A 14,745-nucleotide genomic window follows, 5' to 3' on the forward strand; every position below is an offset into this window, starting at 1 on the left:
CGCAACCCGCTACGAAAAGACCGATGCTTGCTTTGCCGGGTTCATCAGCCTCGTCGCCGCTTTCTTCGCTATCCGCTGATTGTAAACAGGCCCTAATTCACGAAGCTGCGGCGGACCGGGAGTGTGTGCACGTTCTTCGGCGGTGGCGCGTCGACGCGGCGCGGTGTGGCGAGTGCGCCCAGCGACTCGAGATAGGATGAATCGAACTGCGCCCGGTCATAGACCGGGAAGTCCACGGGCCGGTCGCGGAAGCTCTTGGCCATCTGGCCCAAGCCCCTGATGCCGCGCTCGCGCGAGCGGCGAACCAGCTCCATGTCGATCTCGATGGGGATGATCTGCTCGGTCGAGTCGCCCATGAACAGAGCATGGCCGGACGGATCATAGACGCAGGAGCGGCCATTGCCGCCGGCACCCAGGCCGTTCACATCGAAGATGTAGCATTGCATCATCGCCGCCGTGGCATGGCTGATGGCGATGTCGACATCGCGGTCGATCGTATGGGTCATGACCGGGTGCAGGATGACATCGACGCCCATGGCGGTGAGCTGGCGCGATGTTTCCGGGAACCAGATGTCATAGCAGTTGAGGATGCCGAATTTGCCGACCTCTTCGATATCGAAGGTGAGGAACTCGTTGCCGGGCTGGACCCCCTGCTCCAAGGGCAGGAACGGGAACATCTTGCGATAGCGCCCGACGATCTCGCCTTCGGGATTGATGACCGACGTCGTGTTGTAAATGCCGCCCTCGCGGCGCTCATACATGGAACCGTTGATGATCCAGATGCGGTGATGGCGGGCAATGTCGCGGAATGTATCCTCGGCCGCGCCCGGCAGGGGCTGGGCATATTGCAAGAGCGGCCCGTAGCAGGCGAGCTCCGAGAACATCACCATTTGCACCCAGGGAAACAGATGCATCGTCAGATCGATGCGCTGGCGCATGGCGTCGATATTGGAGCCGTGGCCCAGCTGCATCTGGATGCCGGCGATGGCGAAAGGCGTCATGATCGGTGAAACTCCTTACGTAATGTTAGAGTGTTTCCTGCCTGACTGGGTCCATGTTGTAGCTGGAGCCGCAACTTCAAGGCAAAGTTTTTTCATTACAGGAATCTATTCGGAACTCCCCCGCCGAATCGCTATGATAGGGGCATTATAGGACGTCGACAGGGACGGCAAATCTATAGCCCACCCCGCGCTCGGTCGCGATGAGCTTGGGATCGCGCGGGTCCGCTTCCAGCTTGCGGCGCAGGCGCAGGATCTGGACATCGATGCTGCGGTCGAAGACCTCTTCATCATGCACGTGGCTGGCGGACAAAAGCTGCTCCCGGGTCAGGATTTGCTTGGGTGACCTTAGGAAAGCTGCCAGAAGATTGAACTCTCCCACCGTCAGCGCCACCACCTCACCGGCTGGTGATGTCAGGCGGCGTGTGCGCATCTCCATTTTCCAACCGGCGAAGTGATAGCGGCTATGGCGGGTCTTGTCGTTTGCAGGTGGCGGCGCATGCGAACGGCGCAGCACGGCGCGGATGCGGGCGAGCAGCTCGCGCGGACTGAAAGGCTTCGCTACGTAATCATCGGCGCCGAGTTCCAGGCCCAGTATGCGATCCGCCTCGCCCAGGCGATGGCCGGTGATGACGATGATCGGTGCCGGGGGCGGGCTGCCGAGCCGCCGCATGAGGTCGAGGCCGTCTTCCTTGCCCAATCGCATGTCGAGGATGATGATATCCACCACCGTGTCGCGCAGCATGCCCGACATGGCCTCGCCATCCGTGACCGTGCTCACTTTGAAGTTCTCAGCTTCCAGATATTCGGCGAGCATCTCGCGCATGGCCGGGTCGTCATCGACGACAAGCACATGCCGCATCATCGGGCGCGAGGTGGTTAATGGCGGATTGTTTCGTTCGGCAGGCATTTGACGATCCGGAAAGGAATACCCGCCGCCCGCATTTCATTAAAGTGCCGGATTTTGGCGGTTTGTTGGTCCATGGCGACAAACTCCGGTTGGAACCGCCAAGGCCGGGAACCCGGCAAGCTTTCGCTCCTCATCCTCGCATTGCTGGCGACCATGACGGCAGTGGCCTCTCCCCTTGCAAGCGAAGAGCCGATCTCGCCCACCCAGGAGCACACGCCCTCCGACAGGAAGAAGATCGCTCTGGGCGAGAGCCTGTTCCATGATGTCCGGCTGTCGCATGGCGATGTCGTATCCTGCGCCTCCTGCCACGGGCTCGACCAGGGCGGTGACGACGGCCAGGCCCGAACGCGCGCTGCGAACGGACGCCTGCTCGACTTCAATACACCGACCGTCTTCAATGCCGCGCTGAACTTCCGGTTCAACTGGCGCGGCAATTTCCGCTCGCTCGAGGCGCAGAACGAAGCCGCCCTGCTCGATCCTTCACTGATGAACACCACCTGGCCGGAACTCTTGACCAAGCTCAGCACCAATAGCACCTATACGGGACATTTCTTCGCGGTCTACGGAAAGCTGCCGAACCGGCAAAACGTGCTCGACGCGCTGGCCGCCTTTCAGCGGTCGCTGGTGACGCCCGACGCACCGTTCGACCGTTATCTGAAGGGCGATCGCCAAGCCATGAAGGCGGAGGAGAAACGCGGCTATGAGCTGTTCAAGAACTATGGTTGCATGGCGTGTCATCAGGGCATCAATGTCGGCGGCAACCTGTTCCAGAAGTTCGGCATCTTCGCCGACCCGTTCGTCGGCCAGGCCAGCATCAGCAAGGCCGATCTCGGCCGGATGACGGTGACCGGCCGCGGCGCCGACCGCCACGTCTTCCGCGTGCCCAGCCTGCGCAATGTCATGCTGACGGCCCCCTATTTCCATGACGGGCGCACCACTTCACTTTCCGAGGCGGTGAGGATCATGGCCCGCAACCAGCTCGGCCGCGAGCTCGGCGCGCGCGATGTCGCCGACATTGTCGCGTTCCTGGCGACGCTGACCGGAGAATATCGCGGTCGAGCGCTGTCGAGCCAGCCGGACCCGCGGCCATGAGCTCGCTTCGCATGATGGCGCCGATTGCCGCGGGGCTCATCCTCGTCCTGACCTATCTCCTGGTGCAAGGCACGGCAACCGACACACCGCGCCATGAGCGCGCCGACGCGCTGCAGGCGGTCATCCTCAACAATGCCGCGCTCCAGCGCGACGTGCTGCGCGCGCGGGCCGGCCTCCTGCTCAACTATGATCCGCTCGTGCGCTCGATGGCGGGCCTCACCTCGGCAACGGCGGAGTTGCCGGCGACACGCGATGCGGCGACTGGCGAGACGAGAGCGAGGATCGACCGCAAGGTCGCGGAGATCGCACAAGCCGTGCGCGATGAGGAGGCCCTTGTCGAAACGTTCAAGTCGGACAACGCGCTTCTTCAGAACTCCTTGTCCTACTTCAACTACTTGAGCGGCTCGTTCGCTTCCGCCGGGGGTCAGCCGGCGGATGTGACCGCCGAGGCCGCCGTGCTGACGGCTGCGATGTTCCGCTTCATCAATGCGCCGCGGCCGGAGTCGACGCGGGAGGTCGAAGCCTCGCTCGACAGGCTGGAACGACGATTGTCGGCCCATGGCGCACCCGCCGGAGATGTCGGCTCGCTCATCGCCCACGGCCGGCTTATCGTCTCGACCCTTCCCGCGGTCGACAATGCCGTCGCCCGCCTGCAAGGGGCGCCGACGAGCGATCTGACGCGAACGTTGCAGGACATCTATCTCGAATCGCATGAGCAGGCGGCGCTGAGGTCTGACCTCTTCATGGCGCTCCTCTACGGCGCGGCGCTGCTGCTGGTGGCCTATGTCGTCCACCTGTTCATCCGCTTGCGCGCCAATGCGCAGATCCTTCGCGACCGGCTGCAATTCGAGGGGCTGATCGCGTCGATCTCCACGAAGTTCATCAATCTGCCGCGCGAGGGGATCGGATCGGAAATCGACAAGGCACTGGCGCAACTGGTCGAGCATGCCGGCATCGACGACGTCTGCCTTCTGGTCCTGCACGAAAGTAGCGGCGAAGTCTCCACGAATTGCTTCCGCGCCGCCCATAGTCAGGAGTCCACGGCAACGATCCTGGCGCTGGCACGCAACTGGACGCTCAAGGGCCATGAGCGCCAGGGCTGCATTTTCGTCGCCGACGTCGACACGCTTCCCGACAGCCGGGAGAAGACATCCCTGCATAGCCTCCACATCCGCTCCTGGCTCTGCCTGCCGCTCAGGGTCGCGGGCGAGCCCCTGGGCTTTCTCACCTTCCATGGCATCAGCAGGAGGGCCTGGCGGGCCGACGATATCGCATTGCTGCGCACCGCCGGCGAGATATTCGCCAATGCCTTGGCGCGTGAAGGAAACGAAGCGGCCCGCGAGGCGCTGCAGGCGCGCCTCAATCAGTCGCAGCGGCTCGAGGCGATCGGCACGCTCGCCGGCGGCATGGCGCATGAATTCAACAATATACTGGGCGCCATCCGCGGCTATGGCGAAATGGCCCTTGACGTTGTGGCGGCGGACTCGCGCGCGCGGCGCCATATCCGGCAGATCATGAAGGCCGGCGCACGCGCGCAAGGCGTCATCGAGCAAGTCCTTGCCTTCGGACGCCGGCGCGAGCGGCGGCACAAGCCGATCAGCGTCGAGCCTGTGGTCACAGAAGCGGTCGGTCTCATCCGCGCTTCCTTCCCGTCGACGCTTTCGGTGAAGATGCACCTCGCGGCGAACAATGCCACCATGGTGGGCGATCCGACCGAGCTGCAGCAAGTAGTGATGAACCTCTGCACCAATGCGGTGCAGGCCATGGACGGCCGTGGCGTGCTCGACATAGACCTCGATACGGTTGAGCGCGGCCAGGATCTCGCTTTGTCACATGGCAGCTTGCCCGCAGGTCGTCATGTGCGGCTCGCCGTCAGGGATACCGGCCAGGGGATCGACCCGGCCGTCATGGAGCGGATCTTCGAACCGTTCTTCACGACCAAGCCCGCGGGCAAGGGCACGGGGCTCGGGCTGTCCACCGTCCACGGGATAGTCGGCGAGCATGGCGGCGCCATCCATGTGGAGAGCCGGCTCGCCAAAGGCACCCGTTTCGAAGTCTTTTTTCCATTGCAGGAAGGTGCCGCCGATGATGCAGATGGTGAGGAAACGAAAGAAGCGCCGGTGCCCGGCGGCCATGGCGAAACGGTCCTCATTGTGGATGACGACAAGTCTCTCATGCTGCTCGGCGAGGAAATGCTTGCGGCTCTGGGCTATGAGCCGGTCGGTTTCGAACAGAGCCAAGCGGCATTGACGGCATTTCGGGCTGCGCCCCAACGCTTCGATCTGGTGCTGACGGACGAAATCATGCCGGAGGTGACCGGTACGGAACTGGCGGATGCCCTGCACAGGCTCCGCCCCGATCTGCCGATCGTCCTGATGACCGGCTATGGCCGCGCCATTCCGGCGCGCCGTTTGGAGCACGCCGGGATTCGCGAGGTGCTGAAGAAACCGCTGTTGACCAGACCGTTGGCCGAATGCATGGCCCGGCACCTCACCCGACACTCACGGTTTCAATCGTAACTCGATCTCCCGGTTGATGAAATCATCCGGTAACGGCGATGCTCGATCGTCCCGCGGATGATGAATACTGTTATGAAGAGATGGATAGTTGCCGGCTCTACCCTTTGCCTCGGCCTTGCCGTCGGATTGACGAAGCTCACTTTCAGTGAAAGCTCCGCGATGCCCCCCTCGATCGAGCGCGGACGCTATCTCGCGATGATCGGCGGCTGCAACGACTGCCACACGCCCGGCTATCAAACCAGCGCCGGCGACGTTCCCGAAGAACGCTGGCTCACCGGGAATCCGCTCGGCTTCAGCGGACCATGGGGCACGACCTATCCCAGCAATCTTCGCCGGCTGCTCGCCAACATGGATGAAGAAGCGTGGGTGCGCTATGCCCGCACCGTCGAGACGCGTCCGCCCATGCCTTGGTTCAATCTGCGCGCTTTTGCCGAAGACGACCTGCGAGCCCTCTATCGCTTTACCCGCTCCCTGCCGGCGGACGATACGGCTGTTCCGGACTACGTGCCTTCAGACAAGAAACCGGTAACGCCCCATATCGACATGGTGCCGAAGCCTGCGGAACCATGACCTGTCTCCGGCGCCTGTGTTTCATTCGTAACTGAATTCCCGGACTCCTGAAATCTTGGCGTAGCGCATATCCACGAGTGTCGGACGCTGCATCCTTTGAACAACCAAGGAGAGCGTGATGCGGAGAATTCCTCTCGGACCTGATCCTATGCAAATGAGCGGCGGCAAGACCGGCAACTCTGACGACTATGCGCTGGGCTACTCGAAGCGCGAGTTCCAGCGCCTCCAGCTGCAAAGCACGTTCATTCGTGACCTGACCGAAGATGTCCTCAAGCGAGCCGGCCTCAAGCCCGGCATGCATGTGCTGGATCTCGGCTGCGGCGTCGGCGATGTGTCGCTCATCGCCGGCGAGCTGGTCGGCCCCACCGGCACGGTCCTCGGTGTCGACAGATCGGCCGCGGGCTTGGCTCTCGCCGAGCAGCGGGCCGCGGAAGCCGGGCAAAGCTCACGGGTGCGGTTTGCCGCGGCCGAGCTCGATACGTTCGTGCCGCAGGAATCCTATGATGCCGTGATCGGCCGGCTGATCCTGATGTACCTGCCGAATCCGGCAACGGTCCTCAGGCGACTGTGCGACCATCTTCGTCCGGGCGGCATCGTTGCCTTCCAGGAACTGGCGATGTCGGCGGCGCGCAGCATTCCCGAAATCCCGCAATTCGTTCAATGCACGCGCTGGATCAACGACACGTTCGATCGCATCAACGTCGAGACGGATATGGGGCACAAGCTGTTCGCCACCTTCCTCGCGGCGGGACTCCCAGGCCCGCAGATGATCATGGCCGGCCGCGCCGAGGGCGGCGCGCAATCGGTGGCCTATGACTATGTCGCGGAGACCCTGCGCAGCCTGTTGCCGACCATGGAGCGTGTCGGCGTCACCAGTGCCGCGGATGTCGGCATCGACACCCTTGCCGAGCGGCTCAGGGCCGAGGCCGTGGCCCATGCCGCCTGTGTAATGCCGCCGCCCTTCATCGGCGCCTGGGCGCGGCTGCCCGAACGGCGCTTTGCGTCGAAGGACCCGGCGACGCCGCGTGATACTGATGCCCGCGCGGCGTCGCTCTCTCCAGCAGCAAAAAAGATTCTGCGCTCGCTCAGCGACGAACAACTCAAGGACGCCGGCATCGACCCGTCGCTGATCCATAGCTACCCCGAGGTCGAGCTGGAGGCGCGACTGATGAGCGCCCTGATGTCGCTGCGATGACCTTCCCGATGCTTACGTCGGCTTGTCCTCCGCCTTCGTCCCTGTGAAGACATAGCGCTGATAGACATAGCCGATGCCGACCAGGAACAGGCCCAGACCCAGGAACGAGGCGACCCGGTAGAGGCCTCCGAGCGCGGCCATGTCTGACAGGAATACCTTACAGACCGTGAGGATGAGGATCGCCAGCGCTCCATGCCTGAGCCAGGGCGCCTTGCGCCACAGCCCGACGGCGAGCAGCACCAGCGAGAAAACGAGCCACACGACCGAATAGGCGTAATATTCGGCGTCGCTCCTGGCCCACAGATCGAGCACCGGTCCCTGGAAGGCGCGCTTCGTTTCGAGCGTGGTCCAGGTGAGGACGAGGACCAGGGCGGCTGCAAAGAAGACGATGCGGGCATAGGGCATCTTGGCGATCGGCGGCAGCGCATAAGCGATGAGGCCGATCAGGATCGCCGGCGCCAGATAGGCGACCAGCAGCACGTTGAAGATCGGCCTGTCGCCAATGCTCTCATAGCTGAAGAGCGGATTGAGGATCAGGAACTGCCCGAGGAAGACACCCAGAAGGCCGAGGCCGATCAGGATGACGGCCCACCATTTGTCGATGGCCCGGCCGGCAGCCGCAAAGCTGCGCAAGCGCCACCACCCGGCCCCCAGCCATACGAGCGTGTGCAGGGAGAGTTCGAACAGCGTCAGCTCTTCGGCGGCGATGCGCCCTTCGGTGAAGATGCGGATCTCGAGCGCGACCAGCAGCAGCGCGAAGACGAAGGCGCCGCTCTCCATCACCGTCACGGTGAGATCGTTCAGGCTTTGCTTGAACAAGCGGCCCGCCGCGAAGAAAGCAAGGGCCGGAATGCCATAGCCATAGAGGATCCACTGCGTCCCCAGCGCGTGATTGGTCTCGTAGCTCAGCACATAGGGGTTGAGCGCCAGGCGCACCAGGATGACGGCCGCGACCGCGAGCGCCAGCTTGCGCAGCTCCTTGAGGTCAAGCGTCTTCTCCAGCCAGGCGAGGGCGGGAAGCTGCAGCGCGAGTGCTACCGTGAGCCAGGCTTCGCGGAAAACGAAGGCGAAGGCGAAGCTGACACCGGCGATCGCCGCCGCCGCATAGAAGCCTAGCGCCAGGCGATAGGGCCGCTCCTCGCGCTGCTTGTTCAGGGCACCGGCGAGCGATACCGCGATGCCCGCCGCCGCCACCGCGGTGATCGCCCAGAGGAGATCGGTGGTGAAGAAGCGGCTTCGCGCATAGGCCGCCGCCAGAATGAGTAAGGCGCCGAGAAGCGAGATGCCGGCCCAGACCTGCGGTCGCTGGCTGCCGCGCAACAGGAAAAAGCCCAATCCTGCGATGAGCGCGCCGGCAAAGAGATGCGAGAGCACGAAGCCCTTGGCCTCGGGCGCGAACAAGGCACCGGCCGGCGCGATGATGTTGCCGGCGTCGATGTCGTAGAGAAGCTGGCCCAGAATGCCTTCCGGGTCCCAAGCGAGGAGAACGAAGAACAAGAGAGCCGCCGCCAGCGCGATGAAACCATCGAACCGCTCGAAGCGCCGGCCGGAAAACGCGAGAACGACCGCGCCCAGGACGGCGAGCGAGACGCTCACCGTCGGCGCATTGGCGACATGCGACGCGAAGGCGGCAAGGCCGACGCTGCCGATGGCGGCGAGCCAGCCGTTGAATTCAGGCCCTTGCGGCTGATGCGGCTTCTGCCAGATCACCGGCGCCTCATCGGGCGTCAGTCTGAGCGCCAGCCAGATCGCCGCCGCCGTCAGCACGGCAAGGAAGGCGGCAATGATCAGGAGATCGCCCGCCTGCATCGGTCCCAGGATCCACACCAGCGTCCACAAGAGCCCGCCGATCGTCGCGCCATAAGCGAGCCAGCCCCAGCCGCGATAGATCACCACCGCATAGGCCGCTGCGGCGATGAGGGCGAGATAGGCAAAGAGGATCCCGGCATTCGGCTCCGATGACGAAACCAGGGCCGGCGTCGCGAAGCCGGCGAGAAGGCCGATGATCGCGACAATGGGCGTGTGGAGGGCCGCAAGCGCGAAAGCGACGAGCGCCACGATGGCGAGGCCGATGAAGGCGACCGTCGGACTCAGGAGGTCGAGCAGCGCATACGCCGCATAGATGCTGGCAAAGGAGATGAACAGTCCGGCGCTGGTCAGGGCGCCCGGCACATAATCGGGCTTGAGGGCGGCGATCTCCTTTTGCAGTGGACGGCGGCGCAGCCATTCGCCGGCTGCCGTCAGGACGACGCCGAGAAGGAGGCCGAAGGTCGCACGCATCGCCGGCGTCAGCAGTGCATTGTCGATCGAATATTTGATGAGGAAGATGCCGGCGAGGACAAGGGCCACCGCCCCCAGCCAGACGAACCAGCGCGAGGTGAGCCTTTCCTCGATGCCGGCACGGGGCGGCGGCGGTGGAGCTGGCGGTGGCGCCTCGGGCGGTGCCGAAGCGGCGGCATCGAGGGGCTCGACGGGTTCGGGCTGTTCGGCCGCTTCGCGGACGGGCTCGGCCGCGGCCACTGGTTCGGCAACCTGGCTCGCTTCCGCCCAGACCCTTCCGGTCTGAGCGTCGGCTGCTGGTTCGGGCGCCACGGCCGGCGTCTCGCCTTGCGCCAGCTTGGCCTCGAGCTTGGCGATCCTGCGCCTGAGATCGCCGGAGCGGCTCAGCGCGACGATGGAAAGGATGAGAGGGGCGAAGAATATCGCCAGCGCAAGGAGGCCCACAAAGCCAAAAAAGGCATCGTCCATGGAATCAGATTTTACGCCAGGAGTGAGTTACGGAGCTAGAGAGCCCAGGCAAGGCCCTATTGACTTCGCGGGCCGAACGGTGGGATTTGGGAAATGACAAGATCGGAGCCATGAACATCTACGAGGCGGAAAGGAGTAAACTCCGCGCGAGGAAATCGCTGTAAAATTCCCTGCTCGCCGTCCTAAGTCATTGATATATCAAGGGTGAGCATTTTTTCGTGAAAATCCCTGATAATCCCTGCAAATCGCTGAATCTGACCCCGGACAAAAGCCGCAATCCGCAAGAATTCTTTCCTAGATTTTTGCGCTAAGCGTTCGCTTCCGGCGGCAGGAAATCGACCTCATGCTGCGCCGATATCCGCACGGCCTCCATCGGATCGGCGACATTGTGCAGCTTGTTGAACAGCTCTTCCAGCATGCGGGCGGGTGAGACCCAGAACAGCGCGCGCGCCGGTTTGTCCGACTTGTTGAAATAGCCGTGCGGGATGCCGCGCGGCATGCGCACCAGATCGCCGGCCTTGGCCTTCAGCCATTTGCCGTCGAGCTTGAGATCGAGCTCGCCTTCCTGGACGAGGATGAACTCCTCCTGGGTCGGATGAACATGGACGGGCACGAACTGGCCGGGCTGGCTATTGGTCTCGAAGGCGAAGGTCGAGGCGCAGACGGCCTTCGGGAAATAAAGCTGGCCCAGTATGTTCCAGCTCTTGCCGCCAAAGCCCGTACCATTGGCGGTAATCCCCTTCTCCAGATCGTCGGCCATTCTCGCGTCTCCCTGTCTTGTTATTTACCCGGTCCCAGCAGCGCTTCGCGGCGCTTCAAGCTGTCGGCCGGCCATTGCGTCTTCATATCATAGAAAACGTCGAAGGCCGGCACATCATCGGAGAGCCTGACCCAAGGCAGCTTCGAGCGTGTGAATATATGAGCGTCGGGCTTGAACGTCGCCGCCGCATCGAGCGTGCTCATGCGCACGAAGCGCATGGGCCTGCGGCCATAGTCGCTCCACAAGGCCGTGCGGCAGATGGGGCAGCGATAGATGTCATGCGGCCTGCCGCTCTCGGTCGGCATGAGCACGGCTTCCGGATTCCCTTTGAGCAGCTCGATGCGTTCCGCCTCGATCACGCCGTTGATCACGAAGGCACTGCCGGTCTGGCGCTGGCAGTCGCGGCAATGGCAGCAATTGATGAACATCGGCGGCGACTTCAGCCGGTAGCGCACGGCGCCGCAGAAGCAACCGCCCTCGAGATTTCGGGTCTCAGCCATGATCACAAATCCTGCACATCGACGACGCCGGAGATCGCCTTGATCGCCCCCTTAATCTGCGGCGTGATGGTGAATTTGTTGCCGAGTATAACCTCGACCTCCCTGCCCTTGTCCATCTGCAGGATGAGCTTGACCGGCGCCTTGCCGCCATTGGTCAGGCGCTGGGCGATCGAGTCGATCGGCTTTGCATCGCGCACGAAGATGGTGAGGCCCGAGGTGATCTGGGCCGCGGCGCGCTCCAGTTCCTCGACGCCCTGCAGGCGCAGGCGCACCTCCTCGCCATCGACATCGGCCTCGACACGCGCGATCACCGCCTTGCCGGGCTCGAGCAGATCGCGCGAGACGGCGAGCGTGTCCGAGAAGCAGATCGTCTCGAACTGGCCGGTCGGATCGGAGAAGCCGACAAAGGCGAACTTGTTGCCGGATTTCGACCGCCGCTCCTGGCGATGGGTGATGGTGCCGGCGAGCTTCGCCGCCGTCGCCCCCTTGGTCAGGGCCTTGTCATGGAAGGACGACCAGGTATCGACGCCGAGGCGCTGCAGGCGGACCATATAGTCGTCGAGCGGATGGCCCGAGAGATAGAAGCCGATCGCCTCGAATTCCTGGGCGAGGCGTTCCATCGGCAGCCAGGCCTCGCGCACCGGCAAGGCGACGTCCTCCTTGGTCGATTGACCGAAGAGATCATGCTGGCCGGCCTCGGCTTCCGCCGTCGTGCGGTTGGCCATCGCGAGAATGGCGTCGACGCCCTCGAATACTTGTGCCCGGTTGGGCTGGAGATCGTCGAACGCCCCGGCCTTGGCCAGGCTTTCCAGCGCCCGACGGTTCAATATATGGGCATCGATCCGGCGGGCGAAATCACCGAGCGAGACATAAGGACCTTCGGCCTTGCGCTTCTCGACCAGATGCTGGATGGCGCCGGAGCCGACATTCTTGAGCGCCGACAATGAATAGAGGACGGCGGCATCCTTGACCGCGAAATCGACCTCGGAGGTATTGATCGAGGGCGGCACGATCTTGACCCCGATGCGCTGCGCCTCCTGGCGGAAGACCTGCAGCTTGTCGGTATTGCCCATATCGAGCGACATCGAGGCAGCAAGGAATTCGACCGGGTGGTTCGCCTTGAGGTAAGCGGTCTGGTAGCTGATATAGGCATAGGGTGCCGAGTGCGACTTGTTGAAGCCGTATTCGGCGAATTTCGCGCAGGCATCGAAGATGTTGGTGGCCGTGGTCTCATCGATGCCGCGCTCGATGGCGCCTTTGAGGAAGTTGCCGCGCTGGGCGTCCATTTCGGATTTGATCTTCTTGCCCATGGCGCGGCGCAAGAGGTCGGCCTGCGCCAGCGTATAGCCCGCGAGATCCTTGGCGATCTGCTGCACCTGCTCCTGATAGGTGATGACGCCGAAGGTCTCCTTGAGGATCGGCTCGAGCCAGGGATGCATATATTCGATGGGCTCGCGACCGAGCTTGCGCGCGCAATAAAGGGGGATGTTTGCCATCGGGCCCGGGCGATAGAGGGCGACGAGCGCGATCAGATCTTCGAAGCGGTCGGCGCGCATCTGGCGCACCGCATCGCGCATGCCGGAACTTTCCAATTGGAACACGCCCACGGTGTCGCCCTGTCCCAGCATCTGGTATGTCGCCAAATCGTCGAGCGGGATCTTGTTGGCGTCGAAATCGGGAATGCGCAGGCGGATGAGGCGCTGCGCCTTGTCGATGATGGTGAGCGTCTTGAGGCCGAGGAAGTCGAACTTAACGAGGCCCGCCTTCTCGACATATTTCATGTTGAACTGGGTGGCGGGCAATGACGAGCGCGGATCGCGGTAGAGCGGCACCAGTTCTTCCAGCGGCCGATCGCCGATCACGATGCCCGCGGCATGGGTCGAGGCATGCCGATAGAGACCTTCGAGCTTGAGGCCGATCTCCAGCATGGCGCGGACGGTCGCGTCCTTGTCGCGCTCCTCCTTGAGCCGCGGCTCGCCGTCGATTGCTTGGGCGAGCGACACCGGATTGGCCGGGTTCATCGGGATCATCTTGCTCAGGCGATCGACCTGGCCATAGGGCATCTGCAGCACGCGTCCGACATCGCGGCACACCGCGCGCGCCTGCAGCTTACCGAATGTGATGATCTGCGCCACGTGGTCCTTGCCGTATTTGGCCTGGACATAGTCGATCACCTCGTCGCGCCGGTCCTGGCAGAAATCGATGTCGAAGTCGGGCATCGACACGCGGTCGGGGTTGAGGAAGCGCTCGAACAGGAGATTGAAGCGCAAGGGATCGAGATCGGTGATGGTGAGCGAATAGGCAACGAGCGAGCCGGCACCCGAGCCGCGCCCCGGGCCCACCGGGATGCCTTGCGACTTCGCATATTTGATGAAGTCGGAGACGATCAGGAAGTAGCCCGGATATTTCATCTTGATGATGACATCGAGCTCGAAGTCGAGGCGCTGGCGATAGTCCGCTTCGCTATAGCCTTCCACCAGGCCGCGTTCCTTAAGCCGCGCGGCGAGGCCTTCCTCGGCCTGGCGGCGCAGTTCCACCGCCTCGTCGCCCTCGCCATAGCGCGGCAGGATCGGCTGTTGCGACCTGACCTTGTAGGCGCAACGCCTGGCGATCTCGACGGTCGAGGCGATGGCTTCGGGAATGTCGGCGAAAAGCGCCGCCATCTGCTGCGGTGTCTTGAAATAATGCTCAGGCGTCAGCCGGCGGCGGTCCTCGGCAGCGACGACCTCGCCTTCGGCGATGCAGATCAGCGCATCATGAGCGGCATAATCGTCGAGCTTGGCGAAGTAAGGCTCGTTGGTGGCAACGAGCGGCAGATTGAGCTCATAAGCGAGATCGATCAGCCCGGGCTCGGCCAGCTGCTCGTTCTCGGTGCCGTGGCGCTGCAATTCGACATAGAGGCGGTCGCCGAAAATCTTGGCGAGCTCTTCGATTCGGGTCCGCGCGATCTGCGGCTGGCCTTGGACGAGCGCTTCGTTGATCGGGCCATCCGGGCCGCCGGTCAGGCAGATGAGGCCCTCCGCATGCCGGCTCAGATACTCCAGGCTGACATGGGGCTCGGCCGTATCCGGCGTGTCGAGATAGGCGCGGCTCGACAGCAGCATCAGGTTGCGATAGCCGGCCTCGTCCTTGGCGAGGAGCGCCAGGCTTGGCATCTTGCGCAAGCCGGTCTTCTGGCGGTGGACCGTGTCCGGCGCCGACTGATCGGGACAAGCGATCTTGAGGGTGCAGCCGATGATGGGCTGGATGCCCTTCTCGCTCAGGGCATCCGAGAATTCGAGGGCGCCGAAGAGGTTGCCGGTATCGGTGATGGCAAGCGCGGGGCTCCCCATTTCCTTGGCTAGAGCGCCCATCTGCTTGATATGCAGGGCGCCTTCGGCCAGCGAATAGGCCGAATGGGTCCTGAGATGGATGAAGGTGACGCTGTTCTTCGACTCGGCCGACATGCCCGGG

Annotated in this window: 10 protein-coding genes; 4 read left to right on the forward strand and 6 right to left on the reverse strand. The window is 63.3% G+C overall.

The features are described from left to right. Positions 1 to 92: 92 nt before the first annotated feature. Positions 93 to 1,001 (reverse strand): carbon-nitrogen hydrolase family protein, encoded by a 909-nt coding sequence (locus DS839_RS29875; protein WP_119274172.1) that lies wholly within the window; start codon positions 999 to 1,001, stop codon positions 93 to 95. 145 nt (positions 1,002 to 1,146) lie between these two features. Then, positions 1,147 to 1,908 carry a response regulator gene (locus DS839_RS29880; RefSeq protein WP_368911999.1) on the reverse strand — a complete coding sequence of 254 codons (762 nt, stop codon included), beginning with the start codon at positions 1,906 to 1,908 and terminating at the stop codon, positions 1,147 to 1,149. Positions 1,909 to 1,980: 72 nt separating this feature from the next. Between DS839_RS29880 and DS839_RS29885 the strand changes: the two genes are divergently transcribed. From DS839_RS29885 to DS839_RS29900, 4 genes are all read left to right on the forward strand, one after another. After that, complete coding sequence (locus DS839_RS29885; protein ID WP_368912000.1) at positions 1,981 to 3,000, forward strand: cytochrome-c peroxidase; 1,020 nt, start codon at positions 1,981 to 1,983, stop codon at positions 2,998 to 3,000. Further along, complete coding sequence (locus DS839_RS29890; RefSeq protein ID WP_119274174.1) at positions 2,997 to 5,519, forward strand: two-component system VirA-like sensor kinase; 2,523 nt, start codon at positions 2,997 to 2,999, stop codon at positions 5,517 to 5,519. Before DS839_RS29885 ends, DS839_RS29890 begins: the two co-directional genes overlap by 4 nt. Before the next feature lie 72 nt (positions 5,520 to 5,591). After that, positions 5,592 to 6,089, forward strand: coding sequence for a hypothetical protein (locus DS839_RS29895; RefSeq protein WP_368912001.1), 498 nt, complete (start codon positions 5,592 to 5,594; stop codon positions 6,087 to 6,089). 118 nt (positions 6,090 to 6,207) lie between these two features. Next, complete coding sequence (locus tag DS839_RS29900) at positions 6,208 to 7,284, forward strand: SAM-dependent methyltransferase (protein ID WP_119274175.1); 1,077 nt, start codon at positions 6,208 to 6,210, stop codon at positions 7,282 to 7,284. Between the two features lie 12 nt (positions 7,285 to 7,296). Here DS839_RS29900 and DS839_RS29905 read toward each other — a convergent pair whose 3' ends face one another. From DS839_RS29905 to dnaE, 4 genes are all read right to left on the reverse strand, one after another. Beyond that, entirely contained in the window at positions 7,297 to 10,032 is a 2,736-nt protein-coding gene (locus tag DS839_RS29905) for a DUF2339 domain-containing protein (RefSeq protein ID WP_119274176.1), read from the reverse strand. A gap of 307 nt (positions 10,033 to 10,339) precedes the next feature. Continuing rightward, positions 10,340 to 10,792, reverse strand: a complete 453-nt coding sequence (locus DS839_RS29910) for a cupin domain-containing protein (RefSeq protein WP_119274177.1) — start codon at positions 10,790 to 10,792, stop codon at positions 10,340 to 10,342. A gap of 20 nt (positions 10,793 to 10,812) precedes the next feature. Beyond that, positions 10,813 to 11,292 (reverse strand): GFA family protein, encoded by a 480-nt coding sequence (locus tag DS839_RS29915; protein WP_119274178.1) that lies wholly within the window; start codon positions 11,290 to 11,292, stop codon positions 10,813 to 10,815. Positions 11,293 to 11,294: 2 nt separating this feature from the next. Continuing rightward, entirely contained in the window at positions 11,295 to 14,738 is a 3,444-nt protein-coding gene (gene dnaE / locus DS839_RS29920) for a DNA polymerase III subunit alpha (RefSeq protein WP_119274179.1), read from the reverse strand. Positions 14,739 to 14,745: the final 7 nt, after the last annotated feature.

Source organism: Taklimakanibacter deserti (assembly GCA_003574785.1).

Coding starts and splice junctions, on each gene's coding strand:
- DS839_RS29875 (WP_119274172.1), bottom strand. CDS start 1,001: ATGACGCCTTTCGCCATCGCCGGCATCCAGATGCAGCTGGGCCACGGC.
- DS839_RS29880 (WP_368911999.1), bottom strand. CDS start 1,908: ATGCCTGCCGAACGAAACAATCCGCCATTAACCACCTCGCGCCCGATG.
- DS839_RS29885 (WP_368912000.1), top strand. CDS start 1,981: ATGGCGACAAACTCCGGTTGGAACCGCCAAGGCCGGGAACCCGGCAAG.
- DS839_RS29890 (WP_119274174.1), top strand. CDS start 2,997: ATGAGCTCGCTTCGCATGATGGCGCCGATTGCCGCGGGGCTCATCCTC.
- DS839_RS29895 (WP_368912001.1), top strand. CDS start 5,592: ATGAAGAGATGGATAGTTGCCGGCTCTACCCTTTGCCTCGGCCTTGCC.
- DS839_RS29900 (WP_119274175.1), top strand. CDS start 6,208: ATGCGGAGAATTCCTCTCGGACCTGATCCTATGCAAATGAGCGGCGGC.
- DS839_RS29905 (WP_119274176.1), bottom strand. CDS start 10,032: ATGGACGATGCCTTTTTTGGCTTTGTGGGCCTCCTTGCGCTGGCGATA.
- DS839_RS29910 (WP_119274177.1), bottom strand. CDS start 10,792: ATGGCCGACGATCTGGAGAAGGGGATTACCGCCAATGGTACGGGCTTT.
- DS839_RS29915 (WP_119274178.1), bottom strand. CDS start 11,292: ATGGCTGAGACCCGAAATCTCGAGGGCGGTTGCTTCTGCGGCGCCGTG.
- dnaE (WP_119274179.1), bottom strand. CDS start 14,738: ATGTCGGCCGAGTCGAAGAACAGCGTCACCTTCATCCATCTCAGGACC.